Source organism: Actinomadura sp. NBRC 104412, assembly GCF_030269515.1.
Lineage (GTDB): Bacteria > Actinomycetota > Actinomycetes > Streptosporangiales > Streptosporangiaceae > Spirillospora.
This window is the reverse complement of sequence record NZ_BSTM01000018.1, coordinates 124,512-146,097: the sequence shown is the minus strand read 5'-3', so window position 1 is coordinate 146,097 and position 21,586 is coordinate 124,512. Positions and strand designations below refer to the sequence as shown.

Genomic DNA, 21,586 nt, shown 5'->3' with positions numbered 1-21,586 from the left:
TCATGGAGCGGAGGAACATCGCTCCGGTGCTTGCTCGACTCTACAGTATGGAGGCCGTCCGCCCCGACCCATGATCGCCGGGATTTCGCAACGGGCCGCTCACCGCACGACCGGAAAATCAGTCGAGTTCGGGGCATCCGGCTGCCTAATCTTCGGGCGTGAAGCCGCTGCCGGTGGAGGATCCCGGCGCGCCCGGCCACCGGTCGCCGGCGCGCTACCTGCTGTGGATCGCGCGCACCCAGGCGATGTCCCTGGCGGCGGGCGCCACGTTCGGCGTGCTGTGGATGCTCAGCCAGGCGCTCCTGCCCGCGGCGATGGGCCGTGCCATCGACGACGGCGTCGCCGCCCGCGACACGGGAGGGCTGCTGACCTGGTCGGGCGCGGTGCTCGCGCTCGGCGCCGCGCAGGCCGCCAGCGGAATGGCGCGGCATCGCATGGCGACGTTCAACTGGCTGGCCGCCGCGTACCGGACCGTCCAGGTGGTGACCCGCCAGGCGACCCGGCTCGGCGCTACCCTTCCCAAACGCCTCGGCGCGGGCGAAGTGGTCAGCGTGGGCATCTCCGACGTCTCCCATATCGGGGACGCCATGGACATCGTGTCGCGCGGCACGGGCGCCGTCGTGGCCATCGTGGCGGTGGCCGGGATCATGCTGGCCGCGTCCCCGCCGCTGGGCCTGGTCGTCCTGATCGGGGTGCCGCTGATCCTGGTGGCCGCGGCGCCGCTGCTGCGCCCGTACCGCGAACGCGAGCAGCGGCATCGCGAGCTGGTCGGCGAGCTGACCACGCACGCCACCGACCTGGTCGCCGGGCTGCGGGTGCTGCGCGGCATCGGCGGCGAGCGGCTGTTCGCCGAGCGGTACCGGGCCGAGTCGCAGCGGGTGCGGCAGGCGGGCGTGGCGGTGGCGCGCGCCGAGTCGAAGCTGAGCGGGGCGGAGATCCTGCTGCCCGGCCTGCTGATCGCGCTGGTCACCTGGCTGGGCGCCCGGTTCGCCGCGAACGGGACGATCAGCGTGGGCCAGCTCGTGTCGTTCTACGGGTACGCCTGGTTCCTGATCCACCCGCTGAAGACGGTGGGCGAGGCCGCGGGCAAGCTGACCAAGGCGTACGTGGCGTCCGGCCGGGTGGTCGCGATCCTGGACCTGCGGCCGGACGTACCGCTGGAGGGCACGGCCCGTCCCGAGCCGGGCGGGGTTCTGGTGGACGCGGCCTCCGGGCTGACCGTGCGTCCCGGCTGCTTCACCGCGGTCGCCGCGGCCGAGCCCCGCGACGCGCAAACGATCGCCGACCGCCTGGCCCGCTACGCCGAAGGGGACGTGACGTACGGCGGGACGCCGCTCGCCGCTCTCGCCGACGTCCGCGAGCGGATCCTGCTCGCCGTCAACGAGGACCGCCTGTTCTCCGGGCGTCTCGCCGAAAGCCTCACCACCCCCGGGACGGCGGAGGGCGCGCTGGAACGGGCGATCGAGGCGGCGAACGCCGAGGACATCATCGCCGCGACCGGCATGGACGCCCCCGTGGTCGAGGCGGGACGCGAGTTCTCCGGCGGCCAGCAGCAGCGCCTCCGCCTCGCCCGTGCGCTGGCCGCCGACCCCGAGGTGCTGATCCTGGTCGAGCCCACCAGCGCGGTCGACGCGCACACCGAGGCGCGGATCGCCGACCGGCTCGGCGTCCACCGCGCGGGCCGCACCACCGTGGTGTGCACGACCAGCCCGCTGATGCTCGACCGCGCCGACCATGTGGCCTACGTCGAGGACGGGACGGTCGTGGCCGAGGGCACGCACCAGGACCTCCTGGCCCTCGACCCGCGTTACGCCGCCACCGTGACCCGTGGCGAGGCCAACGGTGGGCCGGAGCGCCGCGATGCGTACGAGGAAATGGGGAAGCACATGGGGAAGGTGTGAGCGCCGAGATCCTGCCGGTGGCCGAGCCGTCGCAGGTGCGGGCGTACGCGCGCCGGCTGATGCTGCGCCACCCGCGCGCACTGCTCGGCGCGCTGGCCCTGCACGCGCTCGCGGCCGTCGCGGGGCTGGTCACGCCCCGCCTGCTGGGCGACCTGGTCGAGGACGTGGGACGTGGCCAGGCGAACATCGACATGGTCGGCGCCGCCATCGCGGTGTTCGTCGTGGTGCAGGGCGTCCTGACCCGGTACGCCTACCTCGTGTCGGCATGGCTGGGCGAGCGGGTGCTGGCCGAGCTGCGCGAGGACTTCGTGAAACGGGTGCTGGCGCTGCCACTGACCACCGTGGAGCGCGCGGGCACCGGCGACCTGGTCAGCCGCACCTCCCGCGACGTGGCCACGCTCGCGACCAGCGTCCGGTACGCGATGCCCGAGATGCTGATCGCGATCGTGGTGACCGCCCTGACCGTCGGCGCGCTGGTGCTGACCGGGCCGCTGGTGGCGCTGCCGTGCCTGATCGCCGTCCCGCTGCTGTGGGGCGTGATGCGGTGGTACCTGCCGCGCGCCCACAAGGGCTACCTGCGGGAGAACGAGCGCTGGGCGGAGCTGACCGACGGCCTGGCCGAGACCGTGCAGGGCGCCCGTACCGTCGAGGCGCTGCGGCTGGCCGAGCGCCGCCACCGCCGCGGCGACGCCGACATCGCGGGGTCGTACGCCGTCGAGCGGTACACGCTGGGGCTCCGCACGGTGCTCATCCCGGTGATCAACTTCTCGTTCGTGCTGCCGATTGCGGCGACGCTGCTGGCCGGAGGGCTGTTCTACGCGCAGGGCATGGCCACGCTGGCGCAGGTCACCGCGGCGACCCTGTACGTGCAACAGCTCATCGCGCCGGTCGAGACGCTGCTGAACTGGCTGGACGAGCTCCAGCTCGGCGGCGCGTCCCTGGCGCGCGTCCTGGGCGTCGGCGAGGCCGGGGAGAGCCGGCCACCGCGCGGCGGGCGCCGCGCGGACGGCGACGCTCTCAGCGTGCGGGGCGTCCGGTACGCCTACCGCCCGGGACGGGACGTGCTGCACGGCGTCGACCTGGACCTGCGGCCGGGGGAGCGGCTGGCGATCGTGGGGCCGAGCGGCGCGGGCAAATCCACTCTGGGCCGCCTGCTCGCCGGGATCGACCGCCCCCGCGCCGGATCGGTCACGGTCGGCTCGGGCGAGGGCTCGGTGCCGCTCACCGAGCTTACTGTGGACGAGCTGCGCGGCCAGGTCGCGCTGATCACCCAGGAGCATCACGTCTTCCGCGGCACCGTGCGCGAGAACCTGGTGATGGCCCGTCCCGGCGCGTCCACCGAGGAGGCCGAGGCGGCCCTGGGAGCGGTCGGCTGGGACGGCCCCGGCCTGGACACCAGGGTCGGGACCGGCGGCGAGACGCTCTCACCCGCCCAGGCCCAGCAACTGGCGCTCGCCCGGCTGGTGCTGGCCGACCCGCACACCCTGATCCTGGACGAGGCGACCTCGCTTCTCGACCCGCGCGCCGCGCGCAGGCTCGAACGCTCGCTCGCCGCCGTCCTCGACGGGCGAACGGTCGTCGCCATCGCGCACCGCCTGCACACCGCCCACGACGCCGACCGCGTCGCCGTGGTGGAGGACGGCCGCATCACCGAGCTCGGCACCCACGACGAGCTGATCGCCCAGGGCGGCTCCTACGCCGCCCTCTGGTCCTCCTGGCACGGCAGCTCCCCGAACGCCTAGCCCAGCCCCGACGGGTAGGGCGCGCGGAGCGTGACCTGGAGCGGAGCGCCAGCGGAGTGGAAGGTCGCGTCCTTCTACCGGGGGGTGTGGGGGGTCGTCCCCCCACAAAGATCCGTGTGCTTACCGGGGGGTGTGGGGGGTCGTCCCCCCACAAAGATTCGCCTTGAGGAAGTCCACCTGGAGCATCAGCAGGTTCTCGGCGACGACCTCCTGTGAGGCCATGTGCGTCACGCCTGACAGGGGCAGCACGGTGTGGGGCCGTCCCGCCGCCAGCAGGGCCGAGGAGAGCCGCAGGGTGTGCGCGGCCACCACGTTGTCGTCGGCGAGGCCGTGGATCAGCATCAGCGGGCGGCTCAGCTTGCCCGCCAGCTCGATGAGGGAGTTGGCGGCGTAGTTCTCCGGCTCCTCCTCCGGATGACCCAGGTAGCGCTCGGTGTAGTGGGTGTCGTACAGCCGCCAGTCGGTCACCGGCGCGCCGGACACCGCCGCGTGGAACACGTCCGGGCGGGCCAGCACCGCCAGCGCCGCCAGCCAGCCGCCGAACGACCAGCCGCGGATCCCGACCCTGTCGAGGTCGAGCGCGTCCGGGTGCCGGCGGGCCGCCTCCTCCAGCGCGGTGACCTGGTCCTCCAGGACCGGCTGCGTGAAGTCGCCCCGGACGGCGCGTTCCCAGGCGGGGCCGCGGGAGGGCGTGCCGCGGCCGTCCGCGATCACCACGGCGAAGCCCTGGTCGGCGAACCACTGCGCCTCGCTGTACGCGCGGCGCACCGCCAGGACGCGCTGGGCGTGCGGGCCGCCGTACGGGTCCATCAGCACCGGCAGCCGTCCGTGGCCGGGCTCCCAGCCCGTGGGCAGCAGCAGGGCGGTGCGGATCTCCCGCTTCCCGGCGCGCAGCAGCTCCACCTTGGGCGTGATCTCCGGGGTCTGCGCCAGGGACGCGATCTCCCGCACGCCGGAGGGCGTCCTGACCTCGACCTTCACCCCGGCGCCGTCGAACAGCGAGCCGGTCACCACGGTGATCTCGCCGGCCCGGGCGCCGCCGAACATGCCCCGGCCCTCGGTCAGCCGGGTCACCCGCCCGTCCCCGTAGGACCACAGGTGCAGCTCGGTGGGCTCCTCGGTGCCGGTGAACAGGATCCTGGCGTCCTCCACGCCCAGCACCGAGCGCACTTGCAGGCCGGGCGGCGTGACCGGGGTGCCGTCGATGGTGATCCGCCTGGTGTCGGCCTCCGCGTCGTCCACGACCCAGATCAGGCCGCCGTCGCCGGTGCGGGCCGGGACGCCGGGGACGATCTCCGTCCACACCGGGTCGTGCGCGGTGTGCAGCAGCGTCGTCTCGCCGTTGGACGGGTCCACCCGCAGGACCCGCTGAGCGCGCTGGTCGCGTGACTGGACGACGACCAGCAGCCCGTGCCGGTCCCAGACGACGGCGACGACGTAGGGGAACTCGCCCCGGTCCCAGGCGATCCCGACCCGCCCGCCGCCGTCCGCCTTCGCCACGGCGAGCGACACGATCGCGTTCGGCGTGCCGGCCGCCGGGTAGGCCACCTCGTTCGCGCCGCGATCGGGGTTGGCGGGGTCGGCGATGGTCCAGCGGATCACCGGGGTCTCGTCCACCCGGGCCACCACCAGCGAGGTGCCGTCCGGCGACCACCAGTGGCCGCGCATCCGGCCCATCTCCTCGGCGGCGACGAACTCGGCGAGCCCGTAGGACACCTGGTCGCTCTCCGGCTGCACCAGCGTGATGCCCGGGTCGTCGGCGCTGTCGGCGTCCACGACATGGACGGTGCGGCCGGAGACGTAGGACACCTTGCGTCCGGCGGGGTCGAGCCTGGGGTCGAACACCGGCGTCCGCGCGGGCAGCGCGCGCACCGTCCCCGCGCGCAGATCGGCCAGGAAGAGCTGGCCCGCGAGGGTGAACACCGCCTTGCTCACGTCCCGGTCCACGGCGTACCCGACGATGCCGCCCGCCGACTCTCTCGCGCGCTCGCGCCGGGCGCGTTCCTCGGGCGGCAGATTCTCCTCACCGGGCACGTTCAGCGCTGCCGGGTCCGCTATCAGGCGTTCCTCGCCGGTCGCGGTGTCGAGCGTCCACAGGCAGGTGACCGGGTCGTCGCCGGCCTTGGTCCGCAGGAAGGCCACGTAGGACCCGTCCGCGGCGATCTGGAAGGCGCGCGGGACGCCGAGGGTGAACCGCCGGGTGCGGGCGCTCTGCCGTGGATAGCCGATGCTCATGAGGTACGAGTCTGCCAGTACGCCGCCCCGGTCCGTGCGACGGGCTGTAGGGTGCCCGATCGAGAAGCGACCGGAGATCGCGGCGGCCTCGCGTAAGCTCGGAACCTCCCCATCATGGTTTCGGCGCGACCATGGGTTCACCGAGTCGGCGCGGTCGGCGGCACGAAGGAGAGTTGTCCATGCCGGAGCTCCAGCCGGGAGACCCCCGGCGGCTGGGTTCGTACGAACTGCTCGAACGGCTTGGCGAGGGCGGGCAGGGCGTGGTCTACCTGGGCGTGGACGCCTCCGGCAACCAGGCCGCGATCAAGCTGCTGCGGGCCGACCTCGCCATGGACGCCGACGCCCGCAACCGCTTCGTCCGCGAGGCACAGGCGGCCAAGCAGGTCGCCAGGTTCTGCACCGCGCAGGTGCTGGAGGCCGACGTCGCGGGCGACCAGCCGTACATCGCCAGCGAGTACGTGCCGGGCCCCTCGCTGCACAGGTTCGTCACCGAGCAGGGCCCGATCTCCGGGGCGGCGCTGGAGCGGCTGGGGATCGGCACGCTGACCGCGCTGACGGCCATCCATCAGGCCGGCATCGTGCACCGCGACTTCAAGCCGCACAACGTGATCATGGCCCAGGACGGGCCGCGCGTGATCGACTTTGGCATCGCGCGGGCGCTGGACGCGGGTCAGACCGCCGCGACCAAGGCGATCGGCACCCCCTCGTACATGGCGCCCGAGCAGGTCGCCGGGGCCACCCTCACCGAGGCCGTGGACGTGTGGGCGTGGGGGACCACGATGGTGTTCGCCGCGACCGGGCGGCCGCCGTTCGGCGACGACACCGTGGTCGCGGTGATCAACCGGGTGATGCACGAGCCGCCGATGCTGGAGGGCCTGCCGCCCGACCTGCACAGGCTGATCGCCTCCTGCCTGGTCAAGGAGCCCGAGCGGCGGCCCACCGCGCAGCAGCTGATGATGACGCTGATCGGCGCGGGCCCGGCCGCCCAGACCCGGATGGACGACCCCGCCCAGGCCACCACGGTGCTGGCGGAGGGCGCGAACCGGGCCGCCGGCGCGCCGAACGCCACCCTTCCCGTCGGCGACCGCACCCGCGCGATGCTGCCGCCGGTCGGGGCGGCGGCGCCGACCGGGTACGGGCCGAGGCGCGGCCCTTATCCGCCGCCGCAGCGCGGCCCCTACCGGGGTGACTGGGAGCCCGAGCAGAGGTCGCGCTGGCCGATCGTGGCGGGGATCGGCGCGATCCTCGCCTTGGCCCTGGTGGTCGGCCTGCTGCTGGCCAACAGCGGTGACGGCGACCCGTCCGGCGATCCCTCGCCGACCGTGTCGGAGTCGGTCTCCGACTCGCCGTCCGAGGAGGAGACCACCGAGGAAGAGCCCACGACGGAGCCCACCCGCACCCGCACCAGGACCCGTCCGCCGGACACGCCGACCACGCGGCCGACGACCGAGGAGCCGACCACGCCGCCCACGACCCCGAGCTCGCCCCCGGAGCCCACGCCCACCGACGGCGGCGACGGCGGCAACCCCGGGCCAGGGGGCCCCGGCGACCCTGGGGACAACTGAGCCCGGCCGGGCGTGGAGCGTCCGGCCCGGTTTTCCTTGCGCGCCCCGGTCCTGAGTAGGCTCGTGTCCTATGAAGGAGCCGCGGATCCTGTTCGTCCACGCCCATCCGGACGACGAGTCCATCGGAACCGGGGCCACGATGGCCAAGTACGCGGCCGAGGGCGCCCATGTCTGCCTCGTCACCTGCACGCTGGGCGAGGAGGGCGAGGTCATCCCCGACGAGCTGCGCCACCTGGCCTCCGACAAGGAGGACCGGCTGGGCGAGTACCGCATCGGCGAGCTGGCCGAGGCGTGCGCCGCGCTGGGCGTCACCGACCACCGCTACCTGGGCGGCCCCGGCCGGTGGCGGGACTCGGGGATGATGGGCGCCCCCACCAACGACGACCCCCGCTGCTTCTGGCGGGCCGACGTGGACGAGGCCGCCGGCGAGCTGGTCAAGGTCATCCGGGAGGTGCGCCCGCAGGTCATCGTCACCTACGACGAGCGCGGCAACTACGGCCATCCCGACCACATCCAGGCGCACCGGGTCACCTGGCGGGCGTTCGAGCTGGCCGCCGACCCGTCCTACGAGGACGGCGGCGAGCCGTGGCGGGCCGCCAAGTTCTACGCCTACGCCACGCCGCGCACCGTCCTGGCGCGGGCCATCGCGGTGATGCGGGAGGCGCGGCTGCCGTTCGGGCGGGTGGCGAGCCTGGACGAGCTCGGCTCCGGCGTCCCGGACGGGAAGGTCACCACCGTGGTGGACGCCCGCAACCACCTCCCCGCCAAGATCGCCGCGCTGCGCGCCCACGCCACCCAGATCACGGTGGCGCCCGACGAGGTGGGCCCGTTCTTCGCGCTGTCCAACAACCTGGGCCAGCAGGCGTTCGGCACCGAGTACTACATCCTGCTCGCCGGTGAGCGAGGCCCGGCCCCCGCGGGCGGACGGGAGACCGACCTGTTCGCCGAGCCGCCCGGCGCGTCCGGGCCGACGGACTGATCGCTACGCTGGCGGGCGTGAACATGGACCAGCCCGTGCCCGCTCACGCGTCGGGCGACCCCGAGGAGGGCGCCGCCGCCGGGCGGGCGCTGTCCGCGCCGTCCGGTGCGTCGGCGGCGTTCCCGTACGTGGGGGACGTCGGTGATACCGACCCCGCCAGGGACGCGTTCGTCACGGGCGCGGCCTACATGGCGCTGGGGCTGCTGGGCGGGATCCTCGGGCTGATCGGGTCGTTCGCGCAGGGCTGGTGGGCCGGTTCGGTGCCGGCCGGGGCGATCGCGCTGATCGCGGTGAACTTCGTGGTGCCGCGGCTGGCGGGCTGGGCCATGGGCACCCGCCTGGCCGCCGCGCTCCCGGTCTTCATCTGGGCGGACGTGGCGTTCATCCTGTCGATCGAGCGCGGAGAGGGCGACCTGATCGTCCCCGGGACGATGACCGGCTACCTGTTCATCATCGGCGGCCTGGTGTCCGGTGTGGCCGCGGTGGCACTGGTGCCGTCCACCCGCGAACCGGGGGGCTGGCTCACCCGCGGCGCCTCCGTCCCCCGGAGGTAGTCCCGGGGGACGGAGGCGGGCGGTCATCGGCGGATCGGCTCGTCGTCCTCGCCGACCGGTGTGTGCTTGACGGGGCCGTCCCCGTCGTGCCCGCCGTGCGCGTCGGTCGGGACGGACGGCTGGACGCGGTAGCGGCGCACCCCCACGCAGGCCGCGGCGCCCAGCAGGATGACCACGACCGGCACCATCATCGTCGGCGTGAGCGCGTCGACGAACCCGTGCGCGAACACCTGCCCCGCGAGTTCCTGGGCGCGGTGCGCGACGTCGGCGGGCACGCCCGGGGGCAGCCGCCGGCCCTCGGCCTGGCCCGCGTGGACCTCCAGGCCGCCCTTGGCCGCGCCCGCGAAGCCGTCCACGAACCCGGCGCGCAGGTCCGGCGGCAGCGCGGAGGCCCGTGTCACGGCCTCGTCGTGCAGCGCGACCGCGAGCCGGTTCTGCAGGACGGCGCCGATGACCGCGCTGCCGAGGACCGAGCCGACCTGGCGGGCGGTGTTGTTCACCCCGGACGCCGCGCCGGCCAGCCGGGGCGGGACGTAACGCATCGCCTCGGTGGCCATCGGCGCGAACACCCCGCCGATCCCGACCCCCATCAGCACGACCGGCCCCATGAAGGCGGTCCAGGACGAGTCCACCTCGGCGCCGAGGGCCAGCCAGAGCATGCCGAGCGCGAACAGCACCAGCCCGCCCATCAGGATGAACCGGCCGCCGATCCGGTCGGAGAGCCGTCCGGCCATCGGCGCCAGCACCATCGACACCACCGAGGACGGCGCCAGGATCAGCCCGGCCTCCAGCGCGCTGTGCCCCAGCACCGACTGCAGGTAGATGGTGAGCGGCAGGAACAGCCCGACCATGCCGATCGAGACGGTGGCGCCGACCAGGGTGAGGATGGCGAAGTTACGGTCGCGGAACAGCGCGAACGGGACCAGCGGCTCGGCCGACTGGCGGGACCGCTGGTGCACCAGGAAGGCCACCAGCAGCACGGCGGCGGCGCCGAACAGGACCTTGATCCCGGTGCCCCAGTCGTGCTTCTGGCCCTCGGTGAGCGCGAAGGTCAGGCAGAACAGCGAGGCGGAGGCCAGCAGCACACCGGTGACGTCGAAACGGTGCCGGACGGTACGGGTGTGCGCCGGCAGCACCGCCACGGCCATGACCAGCACCAGCACGCCGATCGGCAGGTTGACGATGAAGATCCACCGCCAGTCCAGGCTGGTCACCAGCAGCCCGCCCAGGGTGGGCCCGGCGATCGTGGACAGCCCGGCGACCGCGCCCCAGATCCCGAGGGCCGCCCCGCGCCGCTCGGCGGGGAAGGTGTCGATGATGATCGACATGGTCTGCGGCATCAGCAGTGCCGCGCCCAGCCCCTGCGCCGCCCTGGCGGCGATGAGCTGGGTCGGGTCCTGGGCGATCCCGCAGGCCAGGCTGGCCAGGGTGAACAGCGCCACGCCCGCGATGAACAGGTTGCGCCGGCCCGCCAGGTCGCCCAGCCTGCCGCCGGTGATCAGCAGCACGGCCAGCACCAGTATGTAGGCGTTGACGACCCACAGCGCCTGGTCGAGGGAGGCGCCGAGCCCGTCCATGATGCCGGGGATCGCGATGTTCACGATGGTCAGGTCGAGCAGGGTCATGAAGAACCCGAGGGAGAGCGTGAGCAGGATCGCCCACGGATTGCCACGCCATCGCGTCATGAGTCTTCCTTGTCGTCGATGAAGGTGAGGCGGCCGGACTCCAGGTCCGCCGCCAGGTCACGTACCAGGTCGAGCTCGGCCTTCTTCCGCGCCATGACCAGCTCGTGGTCGATCAGCTTGTAGCGTTCGAGGCCGCGCTTGCGCAGCGCCTCGTACACCGCCTGGTCGGCGGCGAGGGACGCCTCCAGCCTCATCTCGCGGCGCCGCAACTGGCGGGCCACCTCGTCCTCGGGCAGCAGGTCGATGAACGCCAGCGCGGTTCCGAGGAGGGGGAACTCCTCGGCGGGTTCGGCCAGCAGCTCGGCCATGCGCTGCTGGGCGACCTCGCGCCCCTGGTCGGTGATGGCGTACACGGTGCGTTCGGGCCGCCTGCCGGAGCGGGCGGTCTCCACCGGCTCGATCAGGCAGCCCTGGGCCAGCCGTTCCACCGAGTGGTACAGCGAGCCATGCGTGATCTTCACGGACCGGTCGTAGGCGTACTGCCGGATCCGCTGCTGCATCTCGTACGGGTGCATGGGGCCGTCGCTCAGCATGCGGAGCACGGTGAGGGCGACGGGGGTCAGTGGTCGGGACATTGCGCATCCAATCGGATTAGTCCGCTTAGACTAATCCGAGTGGATGGCAGATGCCAACCCCGGGCCCGTGCCTCGGACCCGGGGCTCGAATCGGCCTCGCTCAGCCCTTGAGCGCGATCTCCAGACGGTCCAGGGCCCAGTCCAGGTCGGCCTTGTCGATCACCAGCGGCGGGGCCAGCCGGATCGTGGTGTCATGGGTCTCCTTGGCCAGGACGCCCAGCTCCATCAGCCGTTCGCTCACCGGCCGCGCCTTCTGGTGCAGCTCGACCCCGGCCCACAGCCCGCGCCCCCGCACCTGCCTGACCAGGTCGGACGGCAGGTCGCCGAGCCGCCGGTGCAGGTGCCCGCCCAGCGTGCGAGAACGCTCCTGGAACTCGCCGGTGCGCAGCATCGCCACGACCTCGCGTCCGATCGCGCAGGCCAGCGGGTTGCCGCCGAACGTGGAGCCGTGCTGGCCCGGCTTGAACACCCCGAGGACCCCACGGTCGGCGACCACCGCCGACACCGGCATGATGCCGCCGCCCAGCGCCTTGCCCAGGATGTACACGTCCGGGACGACGCCCTCGTGCTCCACCGCGAAGGTGGTGCCGGTGCGTCCCAGGCCCGACTGGATCTCGTCGGCCAGCATCAGCACGCCGCGTTCCGTGCACAGCTCCCGCACCGCGGTCAGGAACCCGCTGGGCGGCACGTTCACCCCGGCCTCGCCCTGGATCGGCTCGATCAGCACCCCGACCGTGTCGTCGTCCATCGCGTCCCGGAGGGCCTGGACGTCGCCGTATGGGACGGTGCGGAACCCGGGCGTGTACGGGCCGTAGGAGTCCTTGGCGTCCGGGTCGGTGGAGAAGCTGACGATCGTGGTGGTGCGGCCGTGGAAGTTGCCCTCGAAGGTGATGATGTTCGCCCGCCCCGCCGGGACCCCCTTCACCTCGTACCCCCACTTGCGGGCGGTCTTGAGCGCCGTCTCGACCGCCTCGGCGCCGCTGTTCATCGGCAGCACCATGTCCTTGCCGCACAGCTCCGCCAGCTCGGCGGTGAACGGCCCGAACTGGTCGTGGTCGAAGGCCCGGCTGACGAGCGTGACCCGGTCGAGCTGACGGCGCGCCGCCTCCAGCAGCCGCGGGTTGCGGTGACCGAAGTTGACCGCGGAGTAGGCGGCCAGCATGTCCAGGTAGCGCCTGCCCTCGACATCGGTCACCCAGGCGCCCTCGGCCTCGGCGATCACGATCGGGAGCGGGTGGTAGTTGTGCGCGCTGTGCCGATCGGACATGGCCCTCAGCCGGTCGGTCGGGCTCACGGTGCTCCTCCCCTTGATCATGAACTGGGCGGTCGCCGGGCCGGAGCGGTCCCGGGTTCCGTAAAACAGCGTATGTTCGGAAGTGACGGGGTCACGAGTAGGCGATAGTGACTGGGAGGGGACGATTCATTGCGTCTTGACGACCTGGACCGGCGAATCGTTGCGCAGCTCCTTGAACATGGCCGCGCGTCATACGCGCAGGTCGGGGAGCGGGTGGGGCTGTCGGCCCCGGCGGTGAAACGGCGCGTGGACCGGCTGCGCGCCGACGGCGTGATCACCGGCTTCGCGGCGGTGGTCGACCCGGCCGCGCTGGGCTGGACGACCGAGGCGTTCATCGAGATCTTCTGCACCGGGGCGACGTCCCCCGAGGAGATCTACTCCAGCATCCGCAAGCACCCCGAGGTGGTCGCCGCGTACACCGTCAGCGGCGACGCCAGCGCCCTGGTGCACGTGCGGGTCCGCGACATCCAGCATCTGGAGCAGGCGCTGGAACGGTTGCGGCGGGAGGACAACATCACCGCGACCAAGACCGCGATCGTGCTGTCCCGGCTGATCGGCCGTCCCATCGACACCCCCGCGGACGGGTCCTCCGCCGCGCCCGGCGCCGTCGGGGCCTAGAGCAGGAACACCAGCAGCAGGATCAGGACGAGAAGGCCGAAGGCGCCCGCGCCGATGGCGAGCGCGATGGCCAGGTCATGCCGGTAGCTGTCCATGACGGGCGGCACGTGCCCCGCCATCACGCCGGGAGCGGTCGCCGGCGCCTCCAGCGGCAGGGCGAAGTTGGGCCGGGGGGCCTGCTCGCGCGCCGCCTGCGCCGGCCCGGCCGCCGGTGCGTCCATGGCGGTCACCGCTGCTCCGCCTCCCGCAGGCGCGGCGCCCGCCGGTGAGGGGTCGAGCGGCGGCTCGAAGGAGGGCTTCGGCGTGGGCAGCGGAGCGGCGTGGGGGCGGGGCGGGTCGCCCTGGTAGGCGGGCAGCAGCGCGGCGACGCCGGGCGGGAGCCAGCCGGGGCCTGGCCGGTCCCCTTCCAGTTCGGCGGCGAGCGCGCGGGGCTCCGGACGCTCGGACGGGTCGGCCGCCAGGCAGCGTGCGATCGGCTCGCGCAGTTCCTCGGGGCAGCCGCCGAGGTCGGGCGGCTCCTCGCCGGACGGGCTCTGGCCGGTGGCGGCGAACAGTGCCAGCAGGCCGAGGGCGAGCATGTCCTTTGCCGGGTCCGCCTCGTCCCCAGCCGAGCCGTGGTCGGTCACGCGCGGCCCGTCCTCGGCCAGCAGCACGTTGGACGGCCCCAGACGGCCATGAGCGAGGTCGGCGTCATGGATGGCCTGCAACGCCTCGGCGACCGCGCCGAGCAGGGTCCGGACCGCCGGGACGGGTAGCGGGCCGGCTTCCTCCACGGCGCGTTCCAGGCTCGGGCCGGGCACGTACTCGGTGGCCAGCCAGGGGGACGTGCCCTCCGCGTGCCCGTCCACGACCGCCGCCAGGAACCGGCCGCGCACGCGCTGCGCCGCGGCGATCTCGCTCTTGAGGAGCCGCCGGAACGCCTCGTCGGCGGCGAGCTCGGGACCGGTGGTCTTGATGGCCAGCCGCCGCCCGCTCTGCGTCGTGGCCAGGTACACCGGGCCGAGCCGTCCGGAGCCGAGCCGGGCGAGCGTGCGATAGCCGCCGATCAGCGGGGGATCTCCGGGCCCGAGCGGTGCGAACGGCAGGCCGTGGCGGCTGGGGGGCTGCATGGCGCCCCGAAAATACCATTTCCCGCCCGCCCTCCGGCCGAAAGCGCACGGGTCGTCCCGGACCGGCCTGTTACCTCCCAGTAGGCTGCGGCGCATGGACTTCGCGACCGCCGATCTCATCGACGACTTCGGGGACGAGCTGCAAAGCTGCGAGACGCAGTTCCGCGACTACGGGGGCCGCGCCGCGTTCGCCGGGCCGATCGCGACCGTGCGCTGCCACCGCGACAACGCCCTGGTCAAGCAGGTGCTCAGCGAGCCGGGGGAGGGCCGCGTGCTGGTGGTGGACGGGGCGGGCTCGCTGGCCTCGGCGCTGATGGGCGACCTGATCGCCGCGTCGGCGGCCGGCAACGGCTGGTCCGGGGTCGTGATCAACGGCGCGGTGCGGGACGTGGCCGCGCTGCGCACCCTGGACCTGGGCATCAAGGCGCTGGGCTCCAACCCGCGCAAGAGCTCCAAGGACGGGACGGGCGAGGTCGGCGTCCCGGTGACCTTCGGCGGCGTGGAGTTCCGTCCCGGCGATCACCTGTACAGCGACGAGGACGGGATCGTCACCGCCCGCCGTTCCCTCCTGGAGCCCTGACGGTTCGCGCGGGCGAGGCGGGCGCGCGAGCGGCGGCAGCACGGCCGCCGCCGGCAGCCGCCGCGGGCGTGAATTGCCAGCCCGCCATTGGCGGGGCCCGTATGCATGGACGGGATTCGGTTTACCGGGGCTATCGAATCGTTATCAATATTTCTGGGCGGTGACCGTCGTCTGGAGGTGAGCGTAAGCGTCGGCTGACCTTCGGAAGATCTCCTGGTGCGACCGTCGCGCTGCAAAGCGTGATATTGGACGAAAAGTCCGGAGATGTTAGTTTCCCTGATCGCCGCGGGAGGTGATCGGATGAAGGGCAGGCGACTCCTCGCCCTGGCGGCGCCGCTCGTGGCGGTGGCCGCCGGTGTCGCGACCTTCGCCTGCTTCGTCCCCGACTACTCCCAGCGGGTCGCCGCCACGGCCAACGTCGCCCCCTCCAAGGACGCCTACACGCTCAAGGTCGGCGACGAGCTCGACCCCGGCGCGCTCGACGGCATGACCAAGAGCCTCAAGCTCACCACCGTCCGCGCCGTCCTCAACCCGCGGGGCGGCCTCAAGGGCAGGTGGAACGGATCCTGTGGCCGTGACGCACGGGTGCCCGCGGGAGCGAAGGTGTTCTGCTTCAACGCCGCCGACGACCGCAGCACGGAATGGTACCCGCAGGGCATCACGGGCGTCTCCGACGCGCGGGCGGACGAGCGATGGGGCACCGAACGGCCCCTCCTGGTGAGCTGGTACGACGAGGACCGGCGGGGCGTCGACAAGAGCGCCCGCCTGACCTTCGTCAACACCAGGACCGGGACCTACCGGCACGTCCTGCTGGTCTGGCCGTACCGGAACGCGCAGGGCAGGATCACCTACGAACCGATCGGGACGCGCGCCACCGATACGGGCATCCACGCCGGCGGGTTGGCCTGGTACGGCAACCGGCTCTACGTCGCCGACACCGGCAGCGGGCTGCGCGTCTTCGACATGCGCCGCATCTTCGACCTGGGTAAGAACGGCTCCACGGCGCGGCGCGACCTGGTCGGCCTGCACGACGGCACCTACCACGCGTACGGGTACCGCTACGTGATGCCCCAGGTGCTCTCCTACGTACCGAACAAGCAGTCGGGCGAGCCGTGCACGTCCGAGGGCACGCCCAACCACTCGTGGCTGTCCGTCAACCGCACCGGGCAGGACACCCTTGTGACGGGGGAGTGGTGCGAGGACGACCGTGGCCGCGTGGCGCAGTTCCCCTTGACCGACCCGGGCTCGGGACCCAACGGCCGCTCCGCGCCGGCCTCGGGCGACCTGGTGACCGATGGCCAGGGCCACGCGGTCCCGGCCTCCGTGATGAGGCTTCCCGCGTCCCATATCCAAGGCGGCGCCACCGCGAACGGCATGTGGTGGTTCACGCGCAACGTCCCCGGGGACGAGAGGCCGTACCCGCCGGGCCAGAACAGCAACGTGGGCGAGCTGCTCCGGGCGCGGTGGTCGAACGGTTTCAAGGACGTCCGGCGCACGGCCATCTCCTTCGGGCCCGAAGACCTGTACTGCTGGAGAGGCCAGCACCGGATGTGGACCATCGCGGAACACCCCGGCCGCCGGGCCCTCTACGGTATGCACGATCCGCGCTGCTGAGGACGCGACTGCCGTAACGTTCGGGCCCATGACGCTCAAAGTCGGCGTGATCGGGCTCGGCGACATCGCACGCAAGGCGTACCTGCCGGTCCTCACCGCCCAGCCCGGCCTGGAACTCCACCTTCACACCCGTACACCCGCGACCCTGGACCGGGTCGGTGACGCCTACCGCATCCCGCACCGCCACGCCACCCTCGACGACCTCCTCGCCCGGAAACCGGACGCCGCGTTCGTCCACGCCCCGACCGCCGACCACCGGGCCATCGCCGAGCGCCTTCTCGGCGCGGGCGTGCCCACCTACGTCGACAAGCCCCTGGCGGACAACCTCGCCGACGCGACCCACCTGGTCGAGCTGGCGGAACGGACGGGCACCGGCCTGATGGCCGGCTTCAACCGCCGCTACGCCCCCGGCTACCGGGCCCTGCTCAACCACCCGCGCGACCTGATCGTCCTGCAGAAGAACCGCTTCCACCTGCCCGCCGCGCCCCGTCCCGTCGTCTTCGACGACTTCATCCACGTCGTCGACACGCTGCGCTTCCTCGTCCCCGGCGAGGTCACGCACACCGACGTCCGCACCCGCGTCGTGGGCGGCGCGCTGCACCACATCGTCCTGACCCTTTCCGGGGACGGCTTCACCGCGATCGGCATCATGAACCGCTCGAACGGCTCGACCGAGGAGATCCTGGAGGTCATGGGGCGCGACACCAAACGCGTGGTCCACGACCTGGGCGATGTCGTGGACCACCGTGGCGACCAGTGCGGCACCCTGCTGCGCCGCCGCGGCGACTGGACCCCCGTACCGCACCAGCGCGGCATCGAGCAGATCACCCTGACCTTCCTCGATCGCGTCCGCACCGGCGAGCACCCGTCCGCGGCCGACGCCCTGGAGACCCACCGCCTGTGCGAGCGCATCGTCGAGTCGGCCTTGTGACACACTTCCGGTATGCCAGTTGATCAGGGACTTCTCGCGGTCTTCACGGTGACCACCATCATCGCCATGGTCACCCCGGGGCCGGACATGATGTTCGTCCTCGGCTGCGGGATCCGCGGGGGCGCCCGCGCCGGGCTGCTCGCCACCGCCGGCGTCGCGACGAGCGAGGCCGTCCACATAGCCGTCGCGGCGGCGGGCCTGGCGGCCCTCTTCGCGGCCGTCCCGTACGCCTTCACGGTGGTCCGCGTGGCCGGCGCCGCGTACCTGATCTATCTGGGCGTCCAGGCCATCCGCAACCGCGGCCGTGACCAGGACGACCCAGCGTCCGGCACCGGCATGCCGGGCCGGCGCGCCTACGTCAACGGCCTGGTGACCAACCTCCTGAACCCCAAGATGGTCACCTTCACCATCGCGTTCCTGCCGCAGTTCATCGACCCCTCCCTGGGGCACGTCTGGTTGCAGTTTGCGATCCTCGGCGCGATCCTCATCGCGCTGGAGTTCGTGGTCGACGGGACGGTCGGCGTCCTGGCCGGCCGGATCGGCACCTGGCTCCGCCGCCGCACGACCGTCCGCCGCCGCCTGGACGCCGCCACCGGCGGCATCTTCATCACCCTGGGCGTGGGGCTGGCCGCCGAACGCTAGGTCAGCGCCGGAACGCCGGGTTCAGGGGCGGGTGTTGGCCTGGATCTCGTCCACGACCAGGGAGACCGGCACCGAGGGGATCTCCTCGTCGGGGAGGGTTCCCGCCGCGTCGTCGCAGGCGGCGCCCGCGCAGGTCCAGGAGACGGTCCAGGTGATGACGGCGCTGACGCGGTAGGCCCCGCCCGGCTGGCGCGCGGACGAGCGCTGGTAGGTGTGGCCGCACGAGGTGTCGTTCGGCCTGCCCGGACCGGTGCAGGTGATGCTGGTCTCGCCCAGGTTCCAGGTGACCGACTTCGGCTGCGCCGTCACCTGCACGGTCTGGCCCGCCAGGGTGATCGGCTCCGTCTGCACGGGCTGGAAGCCGTCCACCCAGAGACCGGTGCGCACCCGGACGTAGGTCCGGTCGGCCGGTGAGGTGTGCACCGTGACGGAGGGGAAGGGCGCCAGGTCCCTGACCCGCTGGGCCAGGTCCACGGTCGTGGGCGCGGCCGCCCCGAGATCCTGGAAGTTGTTGGTGACGTCGGGGTCGGGGGTCGGAACCGTGGTGCCGCCGCCACCGCCTGACGGGGCACGGCCGCCCGAAGAGCCTCCAGGGGACGTGATCTCGCCGCAAAGGAAGCCGGGACTGTTGCAGACCGGAGGCGCGCCGTGCGCCGAGGGCACGCCGATCAGAACGGCCGCCATGGCGCCCACCGTGACGACGGTTCTGCGGGCGGCACGGCGTGAGGTGGTACGGCGTGGGGTGGTGCGCAGTGTCAGCATTGCTTGTCCCGTACGGAGTCGGAGACCTTCCAGGTGCCCTGGACGTAGCGGACCGCCGTCCGGTACAGGGAGGACTCTTCGGGGATGGTCCCGATCCGCTTCCCCGTCCTCAACGAGTAGCGGTAGGCGCCCAGGGTGCGCAGGCAGTCGATGACGTAGACGGTGAGGCCGTCACGTGAACGGCCGTAGATCCGGGCGTTGGAGACGGTGGTGAAGCGCCAGACCTCGTTCCTGGCCTGGAAGCGTTCGATGGAACGCGTGGTCTCGGCGAGGATCGGGTCCACGGCCACCGCGGCGAGCCGGGCGGGGTCGTTGCTTCTGTACGCCTGGCTGTAGATCCTCCTGAACTCGGCGTAGCGGGCCAGGACGGTCTTGTTCACCTGCGCCGTGGGAAGGGCCGAGGGCGCCTGCGCGTCCGGAGCGGAGGCGGGCGGGGTGTTGCCCGCCAGCGAGCCGTTGGGTCGAAAGGTGCCCGAGGACGTGTCGTTGCCGCAGGCCGCCAAGGACAGGACGAGTACGCCCAAAAGGAGGACGGGTCGTAGGCAGGGACGCCCGTAGGAGGAGGAACGTACCAACCGGGCGTGCATCGCCATCCCTGATGGTCCAGTCGCGATAACGAGGCGGAGTACGCGCGAAAGCTTACAGAGGAGCTTGAAGCGAGAAAAGGGATTCGTTGCGGAAAGCTGGGGCGGGAGGGGCTCGTCGAACGTCAGGTTCTGGGGGCGTACATGATGACGGCCACGCCCAGCAGGCACAGGGTGACGCCGATGACGTCGTAGCGGTCGGGCCGGTAGCCGTCCAGGACCATGCCCCACAGCAGGGAGCCGCCGACGAAGACCCCTCCGTAGGCGGCGAGGATGCGGCCGAAATGGGCGTCCGGCTGGAGGGTGGCGGCGAAGCCGTACAGGCCGAGCGCCACGACGCCCGCGCCGATCCAGGCGATGCCGCGGTGTTCGCGGACCCCTTGCCAGACCAGCCAGGCACCGCCGATCTCGGCGAGCGCCGCGAGGGCGAAGAGCAGCAGGGACCGGGCGATCGTCATGGGCGTGACGGTACTTGACCTCGACTCCGGTCGAGGTTGCAGGGTGGGCGTCGAGGAGAGGGGGAAGGCGATGCGCGCGGTGTGGTTGAAGGAGTTCGGCGGACCCGGCGTCCTCGTCGCGGGTGACGCGCCGGATCCGGTGGCGGGGGCCGGGCAGGTCCTCGTCGAGGTGCGGTTCGCCAACGTGACGTTCGTGGAGACGCAGTTCAGGGCCGGGGACGGCCAGGGGCCGTTCAAGGGGGAGCCGCCGCTGATCCCGGGGAACGGGGTCGGCGGTGTGGTCGCGGCCGTCGGGGACGGCGCCGATCCCGGTCTGCTCGGCGCCCGGGTGGTGAGCGGCACGGGCGGTTCGGGCGGGTACGCGGAGCTGGCCGCCGTGGACGCGGCAGGTCTGTTCGTGGTCCCCGAAGGGCTCGCCCTGGACGACGCGGTCGCTCTGCTCGCCGATGGCCGTACGGCCACGCTGATGATGGGCGCGGCGTCGCCGCGGGCCGGTGAACGGGTCCTGGTGGAGGCGGCGGCCGGGGGAGTGGGGACCCTGCTCGTCCAGCTCGCCAAGGCCGCCGGTGCCGAGGTCGTGGCGGCGGCGGGCGGTGACCGCAAGGGCGCGGTCGCACGGGACGTGGGAGCCGACGTGGTGGTCGACTACACGCGACCGGGGTGGACGCGGACGGCGGGACCGGTGGACGTGGTGTTCGACGGGGTCGGCGGCGACATCGGCCGGGCCGCGTTCGACCTGCTGCGGCGCGGCGGGCGGATGGTCAGCTTCGGGCTCGCGAGCGGCGAGTGGGCGGGCGTTCCCGAGGAGAAGGCCCGTGCCCGCGGGGTCGCCCTCGTCCAGCCGCGGCCCACGCCGGAGCTGCTGCGCGCGGCCACCGAGAGCGCGCTGGACGAGGCGCGGGCGGGACGGCTGCGCCCGGTGATCGGCCAGCGGTTCCCACTGGAGCGGGCCGCCGACGCGCACGCGGCGATCGAGTCCCGCGCCACCGTGGGCAAGACACTGCTGGAGGTGTGACCGGTAGGCAGGCGGGATCAGGCGCGGCCGATGCCGGAGACCAGGTCGAGCCCGAGGATCAGGTCGAGCTGGATGACGGTCTCCAGCTTGGCCCCGGGCTCGACGCTCGGGTCGGCGGTCAGCTCGTCCAGGACGGCCAGGGCGGTGGGGCTGTCGAGATCGTCCGCCAACGCCTCCTCGGCGCGGTCCGCGTACGCGCGGTCCATGGGACGTCCCGGCCGGGTGGACCACTCGGCCATCGACTCCCGCCAGTGCGCGAGGTCGTCGCCGGCGCCGACGACCAGATCGCCGTCCATCACGTCCGGGGCGTCGTAGCGTTCGCGCAGGATTGCCAGCCGAACGCACAGCGGATCGACCCGTGTGCTCTCCACCAGCTTCTCCCACGCGTACCGTTCCGGCGGGACGACGAGGCAGCGGCGGCCCGGCACGGGCTGGGTCCCCACCCACACCGCGCCCTCGGGCACCAGATCGGGCGCGATGGCGCCGACCTCGGGAAGGTTCAGCTCGCCGAAGCCGACGTGCGGCCGTACCTCCGCGGAACGGGTCAGGGCGACCCTGCGGCGCGACCGCTCCGCCAGCCGCCGCAGCAGGTCCGCGGTGATCAGAGCCCTCTCGCCTCCCCCGTGGACGTGGATGTGCAGCGCGTACGGCGGAAGCTCCTGGAGCTGTCCGGTGTGGTGGTCTCGCAGGCGGAGCATGGGCCCAACCCTACGTTCGACTCCGCGGAGGGGCGGGGACCGACG

The 21,586-nt window shown here is 72.8% G+C and carries 20 protein-coding genes; 11 read left to right on the top strand and 9 right to left on the bottom strand.

What is annotated here, in order from left to right:
* Positions 1-158 precede the first annotated feature (158 nt).
* Together QSK21_RS22525 and QSK21_RS22520 are read left to right on the top strand one after the other, a co-directional pair.
* Positions 159-1,901, top strand: coding sequence for an ABC transporter transmembrane domain-containing protein (locus QSK21_RS22525; RefSeq protein ID WP_285698648.1), 1,743 nt, complete (start codon positions 159-161; stop codon positions 1,899-1,901).
* Positions 1,898-3,643: an ABC transporter ATP-binding protein gene (locus QSK21_RS22520; RefSeq protein WP_285698647.1), complete on the top strand. Its 1,746-nt coding sequence runs from the start codon at positions 1,898-1,900 to the stop codon at positions 3,641-3,643. The genes QSK21_RS22525 and QSK21_RS22520 overlap by 4 nt, the downstream gene beginning before the upstream one ends.
* A 120-nt stretch (positions 3,644-3,763) precedes the next feature.
* Here the strand turns inward: QSK21_RS22520 and QSK21_RS22515 are convergent, their stop codons facing one another.
* Positions 3,764-5,878, bottom strand: coding sequence for a S9 family peptidase (locus QSK21_RS22515; RefSeq protein WP_285698645.1), 2,115 nt, complete (start codon positions 5,876-5,878; stop codon positions 3,764-3,766).
* A 179-nt stretch (positions 5,879-6,057) separates the two neighbouring features.
* Here QSK21_RS22515 and QSK21_RS22510 point away from each other — a divergent pair, with 179 nt between their 5' ends.
* The 3 genes from QSK21_RS22510 (at position 6,058) to QSK21_RS22500 (ending at position 8,976) form a co-directional block, all read left to right on the top strand.
* Positions 6,058-7,443, top strand: coding sequence for a serine/threonine-protein kinase (locus QSK21_RS22510; RefSeq protein WP_285698644.1), 1,386 nt, complete (start codon positions 6,058-6,060; stop codon positions 7,441-7,443).
* A gap of 70 nt (positions 7,444-7,513) precedes the next feature.
* Complete coding sequence (mshB, locus tag QSK21_RS22505; protein ID WP_285698643.1) at positions 7,514-8,422, top strand: N-acetyl-1-D-myo-inositol-2-amino-2-deoxy-alpha-D-glucopyranoside deacetylase; 909 nt, start codon at positions 7,514-7,516, stop codon at positions 8,420-8,422.
* Positions 8,423-8,445: 23 nt separating this feature from the next.
* Positions 8,446-8,976 carry a DUF6113 family protein gene (locus QSK21_RS22500; protein ID WP_285698666.1) on the top strand — a complete coding sequence of 177 codons (531 nt, stop codon included), beginning with the start codon at positions 8,446-8,448 and terminating at the stop codon, positions 8,974-8,976.
* Positions 8,977-8,999: 23 nt separating this feature from the next.
* On the opposite strand, the gene QSK21_RS22495 is transcribed toward QSK21_RS22500, so the two are convergent.
* From QSK21_RS22495 to rocD, 3 genes are all read right to left on the bottom strand, one after another.
* Complete coding sequence (locus QSK21_RS22495) at positions 9,000-10,661, bottom strand: DHA2 family efflux MFS transporter permease subunit (protein ID WP_285698642.1); 1,662 nt, start codon at positions 10,659-10,661, stop codon at positions 9,000-9,002.
* On the bottom strand, positions 10,658-11,236 hold the full coding sequence (locus tag QSK21_RS22490; protein ID WP_285698641.1) for a PadR family transcriptional regulator: 579 nt from the start codon (positions 11,234-11,236) through the stop codon (positions 10,658-10,660). Before QSK21_RS22490 ends, QSK21_RS22495 begins: the two co-directional genes overlap by 4 nt.
* Before the next feature lie 100 nt (positions 11,237-11,336).
* Positions 11,337-12,551 (bottom strand): ornithine--oxo-acid transaminase, encoded by a 1,215-nt coding sequence (gene rocD, locus QSK21_RS22485; RefSeq protein WP_502871589.1) that lies wholly within the window; start codon positions 12,549-12,551, stop codon positions 11,337-11,339.
* A gap of 108 nt (positions 12,552-12,659) precedes the next feature.
* On the opposite strand from rocD, the gene QSK21_RS22480 reads away from it, so the two are divergent.
* Positions 12,660-13,148 (top strand): Lrp/AsnC family transcriptional regulator, encoded by a 489-nt coding sequence (locus QSK21_RS22480; RefSeq protein ID WP_285698640.1) that lies wholly within the window; start codon positions 12,660-12,662, stop codon positions 13,146-13,148.
* On the opposite strand, the gene QSK21_RS22475 is transcribed toward QSK21_RS22480, so the two are convergent.
* A complete protein-coding gene (locus QSK21_RS22475) occupies positions 13,145-14,257 on the bottom strand; it encodes a protein kinase domain-containing protein (protein ID WP_285698638.1) in 1,113 nt (370 codons plus the stop codon). The genes QSK21_RS22480 and QSK21_RS22475 overlap by 4 nt on opposite strands.
* A gap of 94 nt (positions 14,258-14,351) precedes the next feature.
* Between QSK21_RS22475 and rraA the strand changes: the two genes are divergently transcribed.
* The 4 genes from rraA to QSK21_RS22455 all read left to right on the top strand — a co-directional run bounded on the left by rraA (position 14,352) and on the right by QSK21_RS22455 (position 18,024).
* Positions 14,352-14,837, top strand: coding sequence for a ribonuclease E activity regulator RraA (gene rraA, locus QSK21_RS22470; protein ID WP_285698637.1), 486 nt, complete (start codon positions 14,352-14,354; stop codon positions 14,835-14,837).
* Positions 14,838-15,137: 300 nt separating this feature from the next.
* A complete protein-coding gene (locus tag QSK21_RS22465; RefSeq protein ID WP_285698635.1) occupies positions 15,138-16,451 on the top strand; it encodes a hypothetical protein in 1,314 nt (437 codons plus the stop codon).
* Between the two features lie 28 nt (positions 16,452-16,479).
* Positions 16,480-17,382 carry a Gfo/Idh/MocA family protein gene (locus QSK21_RS22460; RefSeq protein WP_285698634.1) on the top strand — a complete coding sequence of 301 codons (903 nt, stop codon included), beginning with the start codon at positions 16,480-16,482 and terminating at the stop codon, positions 17,380-17,382.
* Positions 17,383-17,394: 12 nt separating this feature from the next.
* On the top strand, positions 17,395-18,024 hold the full coding sequence (locus QSK21_RS22455; protein WP_285698633.1) for a LysE family translocator: 630 nt from the start codon (positions 17,395-17,397) through the stop codon (positions 18,022-18,024).
* Between the two features lie 21 nt (positions 18,025-18,045).
* Here QSK21_RS22455 and QSK21_RS22450 read toward each other — a convergent pair whose 3' ends face one another.
* The 3 genes from QSK21_RS22450 to QSK21_RS22440 form a co-directional block, all read right to left on the bottom strand.
* Positions 18,046-18,708, bottom strand: a complete 663-nt coding sequence (locus QSK21_RS22450; RefSeq protein ID WP_285698631.1) for a hypothetical protein — start codon at positions 18,706-18,708, stop codon at positions 18,046-18,048.
* A gap of 71 nt (positions 18,709-18,779) precedes the next feature.
* On the bottom strand, positions 18,780-19,373 hold the full coding sequence (locus QSK21_RS22445) for a hypothetical protein (RefSeq protein WP_285698630.1): 594 nt from the start codon (positions 19,371-19,373) through the stop codon (positions 18,780-18,782).
* A gap of 122 nt (positions 19,374-19,495) precedes the next feature.
* Positions 19,496-19,828 (bottom strand): YnfA family protein, encoded by a 333-nt coding sequence (locus QSK21_RS22440; protein WP_285698628.1) that lies wholly within the window; start codon positions 19,826-19,828, stop codon positions 19,496-19,498.
* Between the two features lie 4 nt (positions 19,829-19,832).
* Here QSK21_RS22440 and QSK21_RS22435 point away from each other — a divergent pair, with 4 nt between their 5' ends.
* A complete protein-coding gene (locus QSK21_RS22435; RefSeq protein WP_352231310.1) occupies positions 19,833-20,843 on the top strand; it encodes a zinc-binding dehydrogenase in 1,011 nt (336 codons plus the stop codon).
* Between the two features lie 17 nt (positions 20,844-20,860).
* Here the strand turns inward: QSK21_RS22435 and QSK21_RS22430 are convergent, their stop codons facing one another.
* Complete coding sequence (locus QSK21_RS22430) at positions 20,861-21,541, bottom strand: hypothetical protein (protein WP_285698627.1); 681 nt, start codon at positions 21,539-21,541, stop codon at positions 20,861-20,863.
* Positions 21,542-21,586: the final 45 nt, after the last annotated feature.